The following is a 14678-nucleotide window of genomic DNA, read 5'->3' as shown; positions in this document are numbered from 1 at the left end:
GAAAAATGAACCCCGATCTCTCACCGGCGGCGAAGCAGCTGCGCACCGACCTGCGCGCCTACTTCGCCGACATCATCAGCGCCGAGGATGCCCGCGACCTCGTGCACCAGACGGAAGGCGGCCCCACCTTCACCCGGATCCTCAAACAAATGGGCGCCGACGGCTGGCTGGGCCTCGGCTGGCCGGAGGAATTCGGCGGGCGGGGCGTGGACCCGGAAGCCCAGTTCGTGTTCTACGACGAGGTGATCCGCGCCAACGCGCCGCTGTCCCTGGTCAGCCTCAACACCGTCGCCCCCGCGCTGATGAAATACGGCACGGCCGAGCAGAAAGAGTTCTTCCTGCCGCCGATCCTCGCCGGCGAGCTGACCTTCGCGATCGGCTACTCCGAACCCGGCGCCGGCACCGACCTCGCGTCCCTGCGCACGACGGCGCGGATCGAGGGCGACGAGCTTGTCATCAACGGGAACAAGCTGTTCACCAGTGCCGGAATCTTCGCCGACTGGATCTGGCTGGCCGTGCGCACCGACCCGGACGCACCGCGCCACAAGGGCATCTCGGTGGTCATGGTGCCTACCTCGGCGCCGGGTTTCTCCGCCACCGAGATCCACACCGTCGGCGGCATCAGCACCGCCGCCACGTACTACCAGGACGTGCGGATTCCGCTCAGCAACGTCGTTGGCGAGCTCAACGGCGGCTGGCGCATGATCACCAACCAGCTCAACCATGAGCGGGTCGCACTGGCGGCCCGCGGCGGCATTGCGAACGAGATGCTGGGACTGGTGGTGGAGTGGGCCCGCACCGAGCCGCTGGGCTCCGGCCACGTCATCGACCTGCCGTGGGTACGCTCCACGCTCGCCGAGGTGTACGCGCTGCTCTCCGCAGCTGATCTGGTCAACCTGCGCCTGGTTGCCGACGTCGCGGCGGGCACCCTCACCGGCGGCGACGCCGCCGCCGCGAAGGTGATCGGTACCGAAACCGTCGTGGAGGTCTACGGCAAGCTGCAGGAAGTACTCGGCGTGGCAGGCCTGCTGCGCGCCGGCTCTCCGGGCGCCGCCATTTCCGGCCGCGTCGAGACGCTGGCACGTCGGGCACAGAACAATACCTTCGGCGGAGGCAGCAACGAGGTCCTGCGGGACATCGTCGCGGCCAAGGCGCTCGGAATGACACTGGCGGCACGCCGCCAAGAGAAGAAAGAAGACTCCAATGCAGTTCGAACTCGATGAAGACCTGCGCGAAGCAGCGCAGCTTGCGGACGAAATCTTCGCCTCACTGGCCACGCTCCAGCGCGTGCGCGACGTCGAGCGTGAGCTCGGCGGCCACGATGAGACGCTCTGGAGCGCCCTGGCCGAGAGCGGCATCCTGGGACTCGCGCTTCCCGAGGAGTTCGGCGGCTCCGGGCTGGGCATGCTGGGCCTGACTGCAGTGCTTGAGCAGCAGGGACGCCGGGTGGCACCGGTGCCGCTGGCCTCCGCCGTCGCCATGGCCGCCCTGCCGCTCGCGAACTGGGGAACCGAGGAGCAGCGGCAGCGCTGGCTGCCCGGTTTCCTTGACGGTTCGGAACTGATCGTCGGAGCAATCGACGCCGGCGTGGACGGGGACAATGCGGTTCGCGGCGAACGCGACGGTGCGGGCTGGCGGCTGAACGGCGTGCTCGCCGCGGTGCCGGGGGCCACGGCCGCCGCTGCCCTGCTTGTGCCGGTGATGACGGAGACCGGCGTGGTCGCTGCTCTTCTGCCGGTGGACCGCGACGGAGTTCACCGCGAGAGCATCGCGATGACGAACCAGGGGGCCGCAGCCACGGTCACGCTCACCAACGTTCACGTTGACGCCGCTGAGCTGCTTACCGGCGAGGGCGCTCCGGTCCGGCAGGCCCGGCTGCTCGGACGGATCGCGTTGGCGGCCGTCCAGGCGGGTGTCTGTGAGGAAGCGATCAGAATTACTGCTGCCTACACCTCGGAGCGGATTCAGTTCGATCGTCCGCTCTCGACCAATCAGGCTGTCTCGGCCCGAGCCGCGGATGCGCACTTGGACGCCGAGCGGATCAAGCTCACCACCCGCCGTGCGGCCTGGCTCGTTGATCAGGAACATGCTGACGCGGAGTCGGCGTCGCTCGTCGCTTCCTGGTGGGCGGCACAGGGCGGCCTGCGCGTTGTGCACGCCACGCAGCACCTGCACGGCGGCATGGGCGCCGACATCGACTATTCGATCCACCGGTACTTCCTGTGGGGCCGGCAGAACGCCTATTCCCTGGGCAGCGCACCGGCGCTGATGGCCGAACTTGGATCGATGATCGAAACCCTGCCCATGATCGGAACTCCTGCCTGACCTCTGCTCCTCGCAGCTGGTGGCGGCGCACCAGCAATGACCAATGGCCCCGGATCTTCCGGGGCCATTGGGCATTTGGGGATGCTAAGAAGCTTCGGCTGTCAGGAACTTGGCAATGTCCGCCGCTTCTCAGCGCCGGTCTTTTGTTCGAAGACGTCCATGTACTCCTCGGTGTCGTTGCCGCGGATCACCAGGTCCGTGCGGCCCTGGTACAGCTGCCCCTGAACAAACTTGTTGGTTCGGATCAGCCGGGGAAGGGTCTCGGGAGATTCGGCCGTCCCTGCGCCGTCGCCGCTGGAACCGGGAGCGGTCGCGTCGGCGGGTGCAGTTGCATGGGCCGATGCGGTCGCCTCTTTGGCTGCGGCCGCTCCCGCACCCTGCGGTCCGCCGCCCTTGCCGGACAGGGCCTGCAGGCTGGAATTGCCCTTGAGTCTCAGTTCCACATTTTCCAGCGTGCTGCCGTCGATGGTGACGGTTGCGGAGATCCAGTCCTTGTCGCCCGACTCCGACTACGGCAAGCATCGCCCGGTAGTCCTCGTCGCTGAACTGCACGCTGATCTCATGCACTGTGCCGTCATCGAAAAATGCCGTTGCCTCGGAGTTCTGGCCGGTCCCTGTGCCGGTACCGGCCGTTGAACAGCCGCCAATGGCCAGAGCGACCGCCAACCCGGCAGCAGTCAGTGCGGTGCGCGGCCAGCGCGAACGGCAGGGCCTGCCGTTCGGTGTGGTGTCAAGAACATTGGAGAGCCCTTAATTGTGAATCCGGTGGGAAGAGTCGGCACTTTTTACCCGGCGGAGGCCGGGCGCAGCGTGAGGTCGCGCATCAGAGTCCGGTGCCAGCGGTTGGACGGCAGGCCCGGGCAAAGGGCGGCGAGGCCGGTGGCGAACTTGGAAATGCGTGAGGGGCGCACGCCGTGGGCCCACAGGTGCCGGTCCAGGGCCCCGGCGGCGGATCCCGACTTGGTTTCCACCACCACTTTCCGGTCCAGTGTCGAGCCGGGGTGGCCGGGCAGGCTCCAGGTGACGTCGGAATCGATGGTGGCCCGGCCGAAAGTCAGCATAAAAATTGCGGCGAGGTCCGCCGCAACAAGGATCAGGATATTCATCTTCTATTCTCCGAGCGTTTGACTGGGGGCGCGCACTCATCCTCCCGCTCGTTGCTATGACGGACCTCTGCGAGGTCACAGGGTCGGCACAGGGCAGTGGCTGCGCCGGTTTTCCAGAAGGCCGGGAGACTTTTGGCTAGAGCTTTGCCAGTCCGCCACGGGCCGTGTTCTGGTGACGGAACGGCTGGGTATAGTCTCAACTTTGTCATTCCTGTGAAGGTTCAGTCGGAAACGGAACGGAAGCCATGCGCATCGGTGAACTGGCACGAAAGACCGGGGTACCTGCCCGGATGCTGCGGTATTACGAGGAACAGGGCCTGATCAGCCCCCAGCGCCTGCAGAACGGATACCGCGTCTACGACGACTACCTCGTGGACAGGGTGCAGAAGATCCGCGGGCTGGTGGACTCGGGAATCCCGACCCGCATTGTTGCCGATATTCTGCCGTGCCTGGACAAGCCGCAGAGCATTGTCGTGGATGACCCGGACCCGGAGCTGAAAGAGCTCCTACTGGTGGAGCGGGACCGGATGAGCGTGAAGATTGACTTCCTGATCCAGAACCGGGACGCGATCACCCGCTACGTTGAGGCCCTGGACCGCGCCGCGGCAGCGTCGCAGGAGTCCGCCGCGAGCTAGGTCCCCTCGCTGGCACACGGACCAGTCACCACCTTCCCGATTTGACCTTGACACTAATGGCAAGGTTGCACCATTAGTGCATGACTAAAAGAACGCTCAAGAGCCAGCGCGCAATGATTCTTGGCATGCACCTCAACAACGGCTACGGTTCCCAGCCCTCCGCCTGGCGGATGCCCGGCGTTGATCCGTCCAACTACACGAGCTACGACGCGCTGGTCCGGTACGCGCAGGCTGCTGAACGAGGGAAAGTCGCTTTCCTGTTCCTCCCAGACACCCCCGCCCTGACCAGCGACGTGAACCACGACGCCCCGCAGATGACCCTGGACCCGATGATGGCCCTGGCGGCCATCGCCCGGGGAACCGAACGCATCGGCCTCGTTGCCACCGGATCCACGACCTTCAACGAGCCCTACAACATCGCCCGGCAGTTCAAGGCACTTGACGTCCTGAGCCACGGCCGCGCCGGCTGGAATGCCGTAACCACCAGCGACCCCTCGGCTGCTGCGAACTTCGGCCAGGAAATTGCTCCGCGCCCGGAGCGCTACCAGCGTGCACACGAGACGATCCAGATCGCCCAGGCGCTGTGGGGAAGCTGGGAGAAAGACGCCTGGACCAGGAACAAGGAAACCGGACGTTTCGCTGATGCCTCGAAAATCCGTCCCGTCGACCTCCGGGGCGGGATCGTCTCCTCACGCGGCCCGCTGCCCATTCCGCCGTCCGAGCAGGGACAACCCGTCATCTTCTCTGCAGGTGGGGGCGAGTACGGGCTGGGACTGGCCGGGCGGTACGCCAGCGGAGTCATCGGCGCGGCCTTCACCATCGAGGACGCACGCGCCCAACGTGAGGCAGCCCGCGATGCGGCCCGCCGGTCAGGACGCAACCCGGACGAAATCAAGTATTTCGCCGGCCTCATGCCGGCCATCGGCGCCACCAAGCGCGCAGCACTGGACCGGCGGCTCATGCTCGGCGAACGGATCTTCCCGCAACGGGTTCCCTACCTCGGGTCAATGCTCGGACTGAACCTGGAACCCAGCCAGCTGGATCAGCCCCTGACCCCGCACCAACTGGCAGCGGCACAGGCAAGTCCGTTCGATCCGCGTTCCCTCCGGGCCCTCGAGGTCGCCCGCGAAGGCTGGACCATTCGCGACATCCTGGCCCACGGCATCATCGACTACCACCCCACCCCGGTCGGCGATGCAACCGTCACCGCGGACCACATGCAGGAATGGTTCGAGGCAGAAGCAGTGGACGGATTCTGGGTATCCGTCGATGTCTACGAGGACGGCGTCGACACCTTCGTAGACGAGGTCGTACCGATTCTTCAGGAACGCGGCCTCATGGCCGCCGACTACGAAGGAAGCACTCTCCGGGACCACCTCGGAGTGCCGGATCAGTACGGGCTCGACAGCAGAGTCCAGTAACTCTTCCGGTTAGGAGACGGCAAGAATGTCGTCGACGTCGTTGCTGCCCAAATTCCGGCCGCCGCGGTACCGGGCGCCAAAGTGTTCCTGCGGCAGACGGGCACGGCCGGGGCCGAAGATCCGCTCCCGCAGGGTCTCCCCCGCCGTATAGCCTTCCCGCAGCCGGCCGCGGCGCCGCAGTTCGGGCACCACCAGCTCACCGAAGTCCCGTGCCGTGCCGAAGGAGTGGTACTGGCGCAGGTTGATGCCGTCGATGCCGTCCCCGTCGAGCCAGCGTTCAATTTCGTCCGCCACCACGCCGGGGGTGCCGGCCACAAAGTACCTGCCTTCCCGTGAGCTGCTCACGTTCTTCAGCAGCTCACCGGCGGTGGCTCCCGGTGCCAGGGTGCGGGCCAGCGGAGTGTCCTGCTTGCCCTCCCGCCGCAGAATCTCGGCGACCGGGGTCTCGGGCGGATACGCGGCCGGATCGATCGCATAACCGCCGTGGGCCAGGATGCCGTCCACACTGGAATGGGCCCGGTAGGCCTGCAGCTTCTTCGCCACCTCGCGATCTGTCCGGCCCACCACCACTCCGGCCTGCACGATGTACCGGAGCGACCCGGATCCCCTGCCGTGCCCGGCGGCAGCAGTGTCCATGGCGGCGGCGTTGGCCCGGAACCCAGCGGCCGTGCGGCCTCCGGTAAAGACCACCTCGGCATGCTTGCCGGCGAAGGAAATGCCGGCCGGCGAGCCGGTGGCCTGGAACAGCACCGGCGTGCGCTGCAGCGACGGGGCGGTCAGGTGCGGTCCGGCCACTGAAAAGTTCTCACCGCGGTGGTTGATGTAGCGGACCCGGTCCGGATCGGAATAGACCCGAGTACTGCGGTCAGCCAGCACCGCGCCGTCGTCCCATGACCCCTCCCAGAGCTTGTAGAGCACGTCCAGGTACTCGTCGGCGATCTCGTACCGCCGGTCATGCGGAATCTCCTCGGCCAGACCGAAGTTGCGGGCAGCATTGGGCAGATAGGAGGTGACGATGTTCCAGCCCACCCGTCCGCGGGTGAGATGGTCCAGCGTGCTCATCCGCCGGGCGAAGGCGAAGGGCGGCTCGTAGCTGGTGGAAAAGGTGGCGCCGAACCCCACATGGCGGGTGACGGCGGCCATGGCCGGAATCAGCGTCAGCGGATCCAGGTTCGGGATCTGCAGCCCCTCGCGCAGCGCCGTCGCCGGGCCGCCGCGGAACACATCGTAGGCGCCGACGACGTCGGCCAGGAAGATCGCGTCGAATCCCGCCTCCTCGCTCACCTGCGCCACCTCGGTCCAGTAATCGATGTCCGCCGTGCGGTGCCGGTTGTTGTCCTCGAGCACCCACAGGCCGTGCGTGATGTGGCTGACGCAGGCCATCTCGAACAGGTTGACGGTCAGTTTTTTCGGTTCACGCACGGGAAGCCTCCTCGACGGTTCCAGCATTGACGGTTGCAGCGTTCAGTTCCGGTTCCAGCAGTTCCCGGCCCCGGGAGATGTAGAGCGGATCGGCAGCCCGGTCCCCGGCCACCCGGGCGGACAGGCCGTCCAGCGCCGCTACCGCGGCCGGTGACAGGTCCAGTGCGGCGGCGGACAGGTTCTCGAGGATCCTTCCGGCCCGGCGGGTGCCCGGAATGGGAACTGCGGCCAGGCCGAGGCGCCGCCCGGAATGGTGGACCCAGGCCAGGACCAGCTGCGCCGCGGTAATGCCTTCAGCAGCCGCCGTCCGGTTGATGACCTCCAGCAACGGCACGTTCCGTGAGAGTTCGAGCGGACCGAAGCGTGGAAAGCGCCGCCGCAGATCGCCGTCGGGGAGGTCGCCGGCACTGCCCACGGCGCCGGTGAGGAACCCGCGGCCCAGTGGCGAATACGCCACGAAGCCGACGCCGAGTCCGGCGGCGGCCGGAAGCAGCCTGTCCTCCACGTCCCGGCTGAACACGGACCATTCGCTTTGCACCGCCGCGATGGGATGCACCGCAGCGGCCCGCACCAGCTCTCCGGCGGTGACCTCGGACAGTCCGATGTGCCGGATCTTGCCCTCGCGGACCAGCTCGGCGAGGGCTCCGGTGGTTTCCTCGATGGGCACGCGCGGATCCACCCGGTGGTAGTAGTAGAGGTCGACGGCGTCGGTTCCCAGCCGCCGCAGGCTCGCTTCCAGCGAGGTGCGGACGTAGGCAGGGTCGCCCTGCGCCTTCGGCCCGCCGGGCCCGGGATCGGAGAGGATCCCGAATTTCGTGGCGATCTGCACCTCATCGCGGCGGGTCTTCAGGATGCCGGCGAACAGCTCTTCGTTGCCGCCGCTTCCGTAGATGTCCGCGGTGTCGAGCAACGTGATGCCCGCGTCGATGGCAGTGTTGATGGTCAGCAGGGATTCCCGTTTGTCCGCCTGCCCGTACACGCTGCTGAAGACCATGCCGCCCAGTCCCTGTTCGGAGGTGACCAGCCCGTCGCCGAGCGTGATCCGCCGCGCCGTCATCGGGTCTCCCCCGCAGTGCTGCCGGCGGCTGCAGCCGTGGCCGGTCCCGCAGGACCGGGGACCGCAGCACCGGGGTCAGCGGGTAGACGCCGCCAAGCGGGGAGCCGGCCGTTGAGGTGGTAGTCGCCCAGTTGCCGCGCCCGCTCGGCTGCCGGGTTGTGGGAGGCGATGGTGCGGGCATTGCGCCAGTGCCGGTCCAGGCCCCGCCGGGTGCTTACCGCCGAGGCTCCCCCGACCTCGAACAGTTCGCTGACCGCTTCCAGCACCAGCGGCAGGAGTGTCTGCTGGGTCTTGAAGACGCCGAGCTGGGCGCTGAGAAACGCGTCAGCAGCTTCCTCGCCGCGCCACCGGGCGGCCAGGGCGGCATCAAGCTCCTCCGCGTTGGCCAGCACTGCCGCGCGGGCCGTGTGGGCGACGGCGGACAGGCGGCCAACGCTGGCCTGCACCAGTTCGCTTTCCCGCGGCAGATGCTCTCCGGCCTGCGCAAAGATCCGCCGGCGCGGCCGGACAAAGTCGAGGGTGTCGGCCAGGGCCGCTTCCGCGATGCCGGCCACGGTGGCCAGCAGACACAGCTGGTAGATGCCGGTGATGTATTGGAACCGCTGGCCGTGGGGGCTGAAGACCTCAATGTCGGCGGGTGCCACCGGAACGTTGGTGAATGTGGTGGTGCCGCTGCCGGTGAGCTGCTGGCCGAAACCGTCCCAATCGTCCACCACCGCCACGCCCGGGTCCCGGGCGTCGACGGTGGCACCCACATAGTCCTCGCCGTCGAGGGCTGAGACATGGATCCAATCCGCGTAGATGCTGCCGGTCGTGTAGAACTTGCGTCCGTTGAGCAGGGCGCCGTCAGGGGTGCGGGTCAGCGCGGTGGCGATGTCGGTGGTCTCCCGCTGTTCGGACTGTGCGTTGCCGACCAGTCCCCCGCCCTTCAGCCGGGCCGCCCACCGTGCCTGGGCGGCGCCGTCGCCGTTGAACAACAGCGTTTCAATGAAGGCAATGTGGCCGCGGAAGAGGTGCGCGATGTTCGAGTCGGCAGCGGCCAGGTCGATCACGTTGCCGAAGAGCTCGGTGAGCGGAATCCGTCTGTCAGCCGTCAGGCGGCGGGACCCGAAGCCGATGCGCTGCAGCTCCTCAACGGTGCCGAACGGTAGCGAATGGTCGCGCTCGCGGGCAACTGCTTCGGCCCGCGCCCGAGCCCGAATGTCTGCGAAGGCCGAGGTGAAGGCCGGGACGTTTGGGCAGGAAGCGGCGGCTGCGCCGGCACTGGGAATGATCAGAGTCATGCGGAGGTCCTTTCAGCGAGGGTACTTTCGGCAGACGGGATCGGTCCGGCGGAGGGAACGCGTGCTGTGTCCCGCCCGGGAATCGAATTGATGAGGCGGCGCGTGTAGCTGTTGGTGCTGTTGGCAAAGATGTGGTCCACGGTTCCGGCGTCCACCAGCTGACCGCGCCGGAGCACCGAAACTTCGTCGGCGATCTGCCGCACCAGGCTAAGGTCATGCGAAATGAACAGGTAGGTCAGCCCGGCCTCTTCCCGCAGATGGAACAGCAGGTCGATGATGCGGGCCTGCACGGTGACGTCCAGGGCCGAGGTGGGCTCATCCAGGACCAGGATGTCCGGGGTGAGGATCAGCGCTCGGGCAATGGCAACGCGCTGGCGCTGGCCGCCGGAGATTTCGCGCGGCCTGCGCTCCAACAGCGAGAGCGGCAGCCCCACCCGGTCCAGCACCTGCGCCACCCGACCGGCCCGGGCGGCGCCGGTGACGGCGCCGCCCGTCCCCCGGTGCAGGCGCAGTGGTTCTTCGATGCTCTGGCGGATGCTGAACTTGGGGTCCAGCGCCGCCAGCGGGTTCTGATAGACCAGCTGCAGCTGCCGGGCCGCGGGGTTCACCGGCCCGGGTTCCGGCTCCAGTTGCCGTCCGCCCACCGACACGGATCCGCCGCTGAAGCTCTCCAGCCCCGCCAGGACGCGGGCCACGGTGGTCTTGCCCGACCCGGATTCCCCGACCAGGGCGTGCGTGGAACCGGTGCGGACCGCGAAACTGACGCCGTCCACGGCGGCCGGCACGCCGTCGTCGTGCCCGTACCGCTTGACCAAACCGGAAACGACGACGGCTGTGTCCCGCTGCCGGGCCGCGGCGGCAGCAAGCCGGGTGCGGTACTTCTGCGGGCTGAGCGCAGGGGCGTCGGCGAACAGGGCCTGGGTATAGGAATCCGACGGAGCCGCCAGAATCTGTTCCGCGGGACCGGACTCCACGATCCGACCGTGGTTGAGCACGGCCAGTGCGTCGCTGCGGTCCCCGGCCAGCGCCAGATCGTGAGTGATGAAGAGGATGGCCAGGCCCAAACCGGCCTGCAGCTCGCCGAGCAGGTCCAGGATTCTCTTCTGCACGGTGACGTCCAAGGCGGAGGTGGGCTCATCGGCGATCAGCAGTTGCGGCCGTCCGGCGATCGCGATGGCGATGAGCACGCGCTGCAGCTGCCCGCCGGAGAGCTCGTGCGGATAGGAACGGATCCGCTGTTCCGGCTCCCGGATCCCGACCTTGCCGAGCAGGGCGATGGTCGCGGCAGTAATGCCGCCGGCGGCGGTGCCGGTGTGCAGCCGCAGCGCCTGCCCCAGCTGGGCGCCGATGGTCTGCAGCGGGTCCAGGGAGCTGAGCGGATCCTGCGGAATGTAGCCCACTCCGGTGCCGCGCAGCCGCCGCCAGTCCCGCCGGCGGAAAGCGGTGACGTCCTCTCCGCCCACCCGCACGCTGCCGGCGGTAATCCTGCCGTTGGCGGGCAGCAACCCGCTGGCGGCCAGCGCGAGGGTGCTTTTCCCGGATCCCGACTGGCCCACCAGGGACAGGGTTTGGCCGCGCTCCAGGCGCAGGTCCGCGCCGTGAACGACGTCGGCGGCGAGAGGACCGTTCCCGTAGGCGACGCTCAGGCCGCGGACTTCCAGCGCCGGAGCTGTGGCCGTTCGGGTTGCGACCGGGTTTGCGGTGATCTGGTCTGCGGTGCTCATTCGGATACCTCCCGTGTGTCGCGGAACAGGGCGCTGACGCGGCTGATGGAAAGCACGGTCAGGACGATGACGAGGCCGGGCAGGAGTGTCAGCCACGGCGAGGACACGATGTATTCGCGGCCTTCGGACACCAGCAGCCCCCATTCCGGATGCGGCGGCGGGGTGCCGTAGCCCAGGAAGCTGAGCGCGGCGATCCACAGGATGGCCGAGCCGAACTGCAGGGCCGTCATGGAGAGCACCGCGGTGTAGGAGTTGGGCAGCACATGCCGGAACAGGACGGTCGCGGGCCGGGCACCGATATGCTGTGCGGCCTCCACGAAGGTCAGGTTCCGCACGGTCAGCACTTCGGAGCGCATCAGGCGCGTGAAGGTGGCCACGGAGGCAATGCCGACGGCGATCGCGGCGTTGAGGGTGCCGAAGCCCAGGGCCACCACCACCATCATGGAGAGCAGCAGCCCGGGAATGGAGAGCAATACGTCCACGATCCGGCTGACCACCGCGTCGACCCAGGACCCGAAGTACGCCGCCACCAGCCCCAGCACCGAGCCGGCACCCAGTCCGATGGCTACGGCGACCAGGGACGCGCCGATGGTTTGGCCTGCGCCGTGGATGACCCGGGCCAGCAGGTCCCGCCCGAGATAGTCGGTGCCGAAGGGGTGGGCCGCCGTGGGTGCCAGCAGGGTGTTTCCCGGGGAGGCTTCGAGCGGATCGAACCGGGTGAGCAGTCCCGGCGCTGCTATAGCGGCCAGCAGCAGGAACAGGAAGCCCAGAGCCAGCCAGTCGGCCGGCGCCGCCGTGCGGGCTTTGGCGGTGAGCGGGGACGCGGCGGTTTTGGAAAGTGTTGTTGTGGTCATCGGGCCAGGGCCTCCGGTGCAGTCGACGGTCGAGGGGTGGACGGACTGTTGGTAACCGGTCGGATGGCGGATCGGCGGTTGTTCCGTTGCCGGGCCATCCGCGGATCAATGGCGGGATACAGGAGGTCGGTCAGCAGGTTGATGGTGGTGAAGACAACGGCCACCAGCATGACCACCGCCTGAACCACCGGCCCGTCCTGGGCACGGACCGCCTGTTCGGTCATGAAGCCCAGCCCGGAACGGTTGAAGACGGCCTCGGCGATGACCGACCCGGCCAGCAGTTCCCCGACCGTCAGCCCGAACAGGGTCAGTGCCGGGATCGAGGCGTTGCGCAGCACGTGGCCGGTGAAGATCCGGCCCTCGGGCACGCCCTTGGCGCGCAGGACCGTGATGAACGGTTCGTTGTAGGCCTTGCGCAGGCCGCGGATGAGCACCTGGGTGATCGGTGCGCTGACGCCGAAGGCCAGCGTGACGGCCGGCAGGAGCAGCGATTTGGCGCCCTCGTCGCGGATGGAGGAGAACCAGCCGAGCTGGTAGGCGAAAACCTGCAGCAGCAGCAGACCGGCCAGGAAGCTGGGGGTGGACAGGGAGAGCACCGGGAAGGCACCGGCCAGCCGGCGGACCATTTTCCACGGCGCCAGCACGGCGGCGGCCGCAATCACCAGGGACAGGGCCAGGGCCAGAACCAGGGCGACGGCGGCCAGCGCCACGGTTTCTCCCAGTCCCTGGCTGATCAGGTCGGCGACCGGGCGGCCGGTGGCCAGCGAGAATCCCAGGTCGCCCTGAAACAGGCGGGTCACCGAGATCCAGAACTGTTCCAGGGCGTTCCGGTCCAGGTTGTAGTAAGCGGTAATGGCTGCCGCCTGCTCTTCCGGGATGGGGTTCAGCGGGTTGTTGATGCGGCTGCCGATGGGGTCGCCGGGCAGGGCAAACAGAATGAAGTAGACGAACACGTAGGTCAGGGCGATGACCAGGAGGGACTGCCCGATGCGCGCGGCGATGACGGCGGTGACACCGGTGCCGGACGGGTTGCTCACTTGGTTTCCGTCCAGGTTTCGTAGAAGGACGGGCGTGCCTCGGCACCGAAGGTCAGTCCGTGGAGGGTGGGCTGCAGGGCGAAGATCTGGGAGTCGTCCAGGATGGGCAGTGCGTAGGCGGACTCGATGATGTGGTCCTGGATCCGGCCGAGGATTTCGGTGCGGGCCGTGGTGTCGGCAGCCGTCAGCTGCTCGGCGAGCAGGGCGTCCAGGACCGGGTCGGGCTGCTGGAGGTTGAAGGCATTCAGGTGGTCGCTGGAGTAGTTCACGGTGAGCCGGATCGGGTCAGCTTCCGGCCATCCGTTGCGCCGTGCGCCCACCGCGGGGTCCGCCAGCACCGTGGAGTAGTTGGCGTAGTCCGTCTCCTTGATTTCCAGGTTTACGCCCAGTTGTTTGAGCTGCCACTGGATCAGCTGGAAAAGGGGCTTGGACGTGCTGTCGAAAACGTCCACGTAGGTCAGGATGTGCAGCTGCTCGCCGTCGCGGGTACGGAACCCGTCGGCGTCCCTGCCGGTCCACCCGGCGTCGTCGAGCAGCTGGCCGGACTTTTCCGGATCAAAGGCCAGCTTCTCCGATTCGTCCTTGTACCCGAGGGATCCCGGGGTGAGGATGCTGGTGGCAGCGTTCCAGTTCTCCGTGTAGAGATCGGAGATGATCTGCTCCCGGTTGATGCCGTGCTGCAGTGCCTGCCGCACCCGGATGTCATCCAGGAACGGCGCGGACTGCCGCAGGTCCCAGACGTTGGCGTTGCCAACCCCCCGGGCGCTGATCACTTCCAAACCGGCCGCGGTCAGGGTCTGCTCTTCACTGGGTTGAACGTAGCGGATCAGGTCGGCCTCGCCGGCGCGCAGCGAGCCCAGCCGGACACTGTCCTCGGTGACCGGAATGATGGTGATCCGATCCAGGTAGGCCTCGCCCTGGTTTTCCAGGCCGGGCGGCGCCCACGCATATCCTTCCCGGCGGGTGAGGACGATTTCCTCTCCGTACTTTTCGGATTCCACGGTGAACGGGCCGCTGCCGATGATGCCGGTGAGCTGTGACTGCGCCTCGATCGGTGCGTTGATGGTTTCATCGGCGACCAGGCTGGTGCGCCAGAAGGAGAGCACATTCAGAAAGGGGGCGTGCGGGGTGGTGAGCTGCACCGTTACGGTCCGGGCGGCGTCGTCGGCCGTTACCGCCGAGACCTTCGGGAACCAGTTGTTCGCGGGGATGCCCTTGGCGCTGTCGCCGTTGGCCTGCCACTCCAGGTTCCGTTGAACCGCTGAAGCGTCCAGCACCTGGCCGTTGCTGAAGCTGGCGCCCTCCCGGATAAGGAAGGTGTAGGTCAGGCCGTCGTCGCTGACCGTCCACTCCTCCGCGATCCACGGCTTCAGTTCCAGTGTCTCGGGGTCGCGGTAGATCAACCGATCGGTGATGTTCTGGATGTAGGCGCTGTCCTGCCAGGTGCCGCTGCTCTGGAGCTGCGTGTTGGAGGACAGTTCGGCATCCAGGTACACCAGCTCGCCGCCGCGCCGATCGGTGGAATCGGAGGCGCTGCCCGGCTGCGTGCTGCAGCCGGAAGCGAGGACGGCGGTGATAAGGGACAGGATCAGCAGAGACGCGGCGGGAGCGGACACCGGACGCTTCCCGGTGAGTTTCCTGGACAGGTTCATGGTGCTGCTTTCTCTCGGAAGGGCTGGAGCAGATGCAGTGACAGGGGGTGCGGGCAAGCGCCGGCCGGGCAGGAGGATGCCCAGCGGGGAGCAGGAAGTCAGCCGGGCAGGAGGATGCCCGGCGGGGAGGCCGAGGCCTGGCGCGGGAAAGGGTCTAGCCGG

Annotated in this window: 13 protein-coding genes; 4 read left to right on the top strand and 9 right to left on the bottom strand. The window is 67.5% G+C overall.

Features of this window, described 5'->3' with window-relative positions:
• Positions 1-5 precede the first annotated feature (5 nt).
• Positions 6-1223 (top strand): acyl-CoA dehydrogenase family protein, encoded by a 1218-nt coding sequence (locus QNO08_RS08520; RefSeq protein WP_229965978.1) that lies wholly within the window; start codon positions 6-8, stop codon positions 1221-1223.
• On the top strand, positions 1204-2325 hold the full coding sequence (locus tag QNO08_RS08515) for an acyl-CoA dehydrogenase family protein (RefSeq protein WP_229965979.1): 1122 nt from the start codon (positions 1204-1206) through the stop codon (positions 2323-2325). Before QNO08_RS08520 ends, QNO08_RS08515 begins: the two co-directional genes overlap by 20 nt.
• Before the next feature lie 101 nt (positions 2326-2426).
• Here QNO08_RS08515 and QNO08_RS08510 read toward each other — a convergent pair whose 3' ends face one another.
• Both QNO08_RS08510 and QNO08_RS08505 read right to left on the bottom strand, forming a co-directional pair.
• Entirely contained in the window at positions 2427-2768 is a 342-nt protein-coding gene (locus tag QNO08_RS08510; protein ID WP_229965980.1) for a hypothetical protein, read from the bottom strand.
• Positions 2769-3110: 342 nt separating this feature from the next.
• On the bottom strand, positions 3111-3431 hold the full coding sequence (locus tag QNO08_RS08505; protein ID WP_331461770.1) for a CYTH domain-containing protein: 321 nt from the start codon (positions 3429-3431) through the stop codon (positions 3111-3113).
• A 245-nt stretch (positions 3432-3676) separates the two neighbouring features.
• Here QNO08_RS08505 and QNO08_RS08500 point away from each other — a divergent pair, with 245 nt between their 5' ends.
• A complete protein-coding gene (locus QNO08_RS08500) occupies positions 3677-4066 on the top strand; it encodes a MerR family transcriptional regulator (protein WP_229965981.1) in 390 nt (129 codons plus the stop codon).
• 80 nt (positions 4067-4146) lie between these two features.
• Positions 4147-5487 carry an NtaA/DmoA family FMN-dependent monooxygenase gene (locus QNO08_RS08495; protein ID WP_229965982.1) on the top strand — a complete coding sequence of 447 codons (1341 nt, stop codon included), beginning with the start codon at positions 4147-4149 and terminating at the stop codon, positions 5485-5487.
• Positions 5488-5496: 9 nt separating this feature from the next.
• On the opposite strand, the gene QNO08_RS08490 is transcribed toward QNO08_RS08495, so the two are convergent.
• From QNO08_RS08490 to QNO08_RS08460, 7 genes are read right to left on the bottom strand one after another with little or no spacing between them, the layout of a single operon-like run.
• Positions 5497-6909, bottom strand: coding sequence for an NtaA/DmoA family FMN-dependent monooxygenase (locus tag QNO08_RS08490; protein WP_229965983.1), 1413 nt, complete (start codon positions 6907-6909; stop codon positions 5497-5499).
• Positions 6902-7966 (bottom strand): aldo/keto reductase, encoded by a 1065-nt coding sequence (locus QNO08_RS08485; protein ID WP_229965984.1) that lies wholly within the window; start codon positions 7964-7966, stop codon positions 6902-6904. The genes QNO08_RS08490 and QNO08_RS08485 overlap by 8 nt, the downstream gene beginning before the upstream one ends.
• Complete coding sequence (locus tag QNO08_RS08480) at positions 7963-9249, bottom strand: acyl-CoA dehydrogenase family protein (RefSeq protein WP_229965985.1); 1287 nt, start codon at positions 9247-9249, stop codon at positions 7963-7965. The genes QNO08_RS08485 and QNO08_RS08480 overlap by 4 nt, the downstream gene beginning before the upstream one ends.
• Complete coding sequence (locus QNO08_RS08475) at positions 9246-10973, bottom strand: dipeptide ABC transporter ATP-binding protein (protein ID WP_284155577.1); 1728 nt, start codon at positions 10971-10973, stop codon at positions 9246-9248. Before QNO08_RS08475 ends, QNO08_RS08480 begins: the two co-directional genes overlap by 4 nt.
• Positions 10970-11827 carry an ABC transporter permease gene (locus QNO08_RS08470; RefSeq protein ID WP_229965986.1) on the bottom strand — a complete coding sequence of 286 codons (858 nt, stop codon included), beginning with the start codon at positions 11825-11827 and terminating at the stop codon, positions 10970-10972. The genes QNO08_RS08475 and QNO08_RS08470 overlap by 4 nt, the downstream gene beginning before the upstream one ends.
• Positions 11824-12864: an ABC transporter permease gene (locus QNO08_RS08465; RefSeq protein ID WP_229965987.1), complete on the bottom strand. Its 1041-nt coding sequence runs from the start codon at positions 12862-12864 to the stop codon at positions 11824-11826. Before QNO08_RS08465 ends, QNO08_RS08470 begins: the two co-directional genes overlap by 4 nt.
• Complete coding sequence (locus QNO08_RS08460; RefSeq protein ID WP_229965988.1) at positions 12861-14516, bottom strand: ABC transporter substrate-binding protein; 1656 nt, start codon at positions 14514-14516, stop codon at positions 12861-12863. The genes QNO08_RS08465 and QNO08_RS08460 overlap by 4 nt, the downstream gene beginning before the upstream one ends.
• Between the last annotated feature and the right edge of the window lie 162 nt (positions 14517-14678).

This window comes from Arthrobacter sp. zg-Y820, assembly GCF_030142155.1.
GTDB lineage: Bacteria > Actinomycetota > Actinomycetes > Actinomycetales > Micrococcaceae > Arthrobacter_B.
The sequence above is the reverse complement of the archived record's forward strand: the minus strand, read 5'-3'. Positions and strand labels throughout refer to the sequence as shown.

Excerpts from the sequence above, each read along its gene's own strand:
- QNO08_RS08500 (WP_229965981.1), top strand. The coding sequence starts at position 3,677 with ATGCGCATCGGTGAACTGGCACGAAAGACCGGGGTACCTGCCCGGATG.
- QNO08_RS08515 (WP_229965979.1), top strand. The coding sequence starts at position 1,204 with ATGCAGTTCGAACTCGATGAAGACCTGCGCGAAGCAGCGCAGCTTGCG.
- QNO08_RS08505 (WP_331461770.1), bottom strand. The coding sequence starts at position 3,431 with ATGAATATCCTGATCCTTGTTGCGGCGGACCTCGCCGCAATTTTTATG.
- QNO08_RS08495 (WP_229965982.1), top strand. The coding sequence starts at position 4,147 with ATGACTAAAAGAACGCTCAAGAGCCAGCGCGCAATGATTCTTGGCATG.
- QNO08_RS08480 (WP_229965985.1), bottom strand. The coding sequence starts at position 9,249 with ATGACTCTGATCATTCCCAGTGCCGGCGCAGCCGCCGCTTCCTGCCCA.
- QNO08_RS08475 (WP_284155577.1), bottom strand. The coding sequence starts at position 10,973 with ATGAGCACCGCAGACCAGATCACCGCAAACCCGGTCGCAACCCGAACG.
- QNO08_RS08520 (WP_229965978.1), top strand. The coding sequence starts at position 6 with ATGAACCCCGATCTCTCACCGGCGGCGAAGCAGCTGCGCACCGACCTG.
- QNO08_RS08485 (WP_229965984.1), bottom strand. The coding sequence starts at position 7,966 with ATGACGGCGCGGCGGATCACGCTCGGCGACGGGCTGGTCACCTCCGAA.
- QNO08_RS08460 (WP_229965988.1), bottom strand. The coding sequence starts at position 14,516 with ATGAACCTGTCCAGGAAACTCACCGGGAAGCGTCCGGTGTCCGCTCCC.
- QNO08_RS08470 (WP_229965986.1), bottom strand. The coding sequence starts at position 11,827 with ATGACCACAACAACACTTTCCAAAACCGCCGCGTCCCCGCTCACCGCC.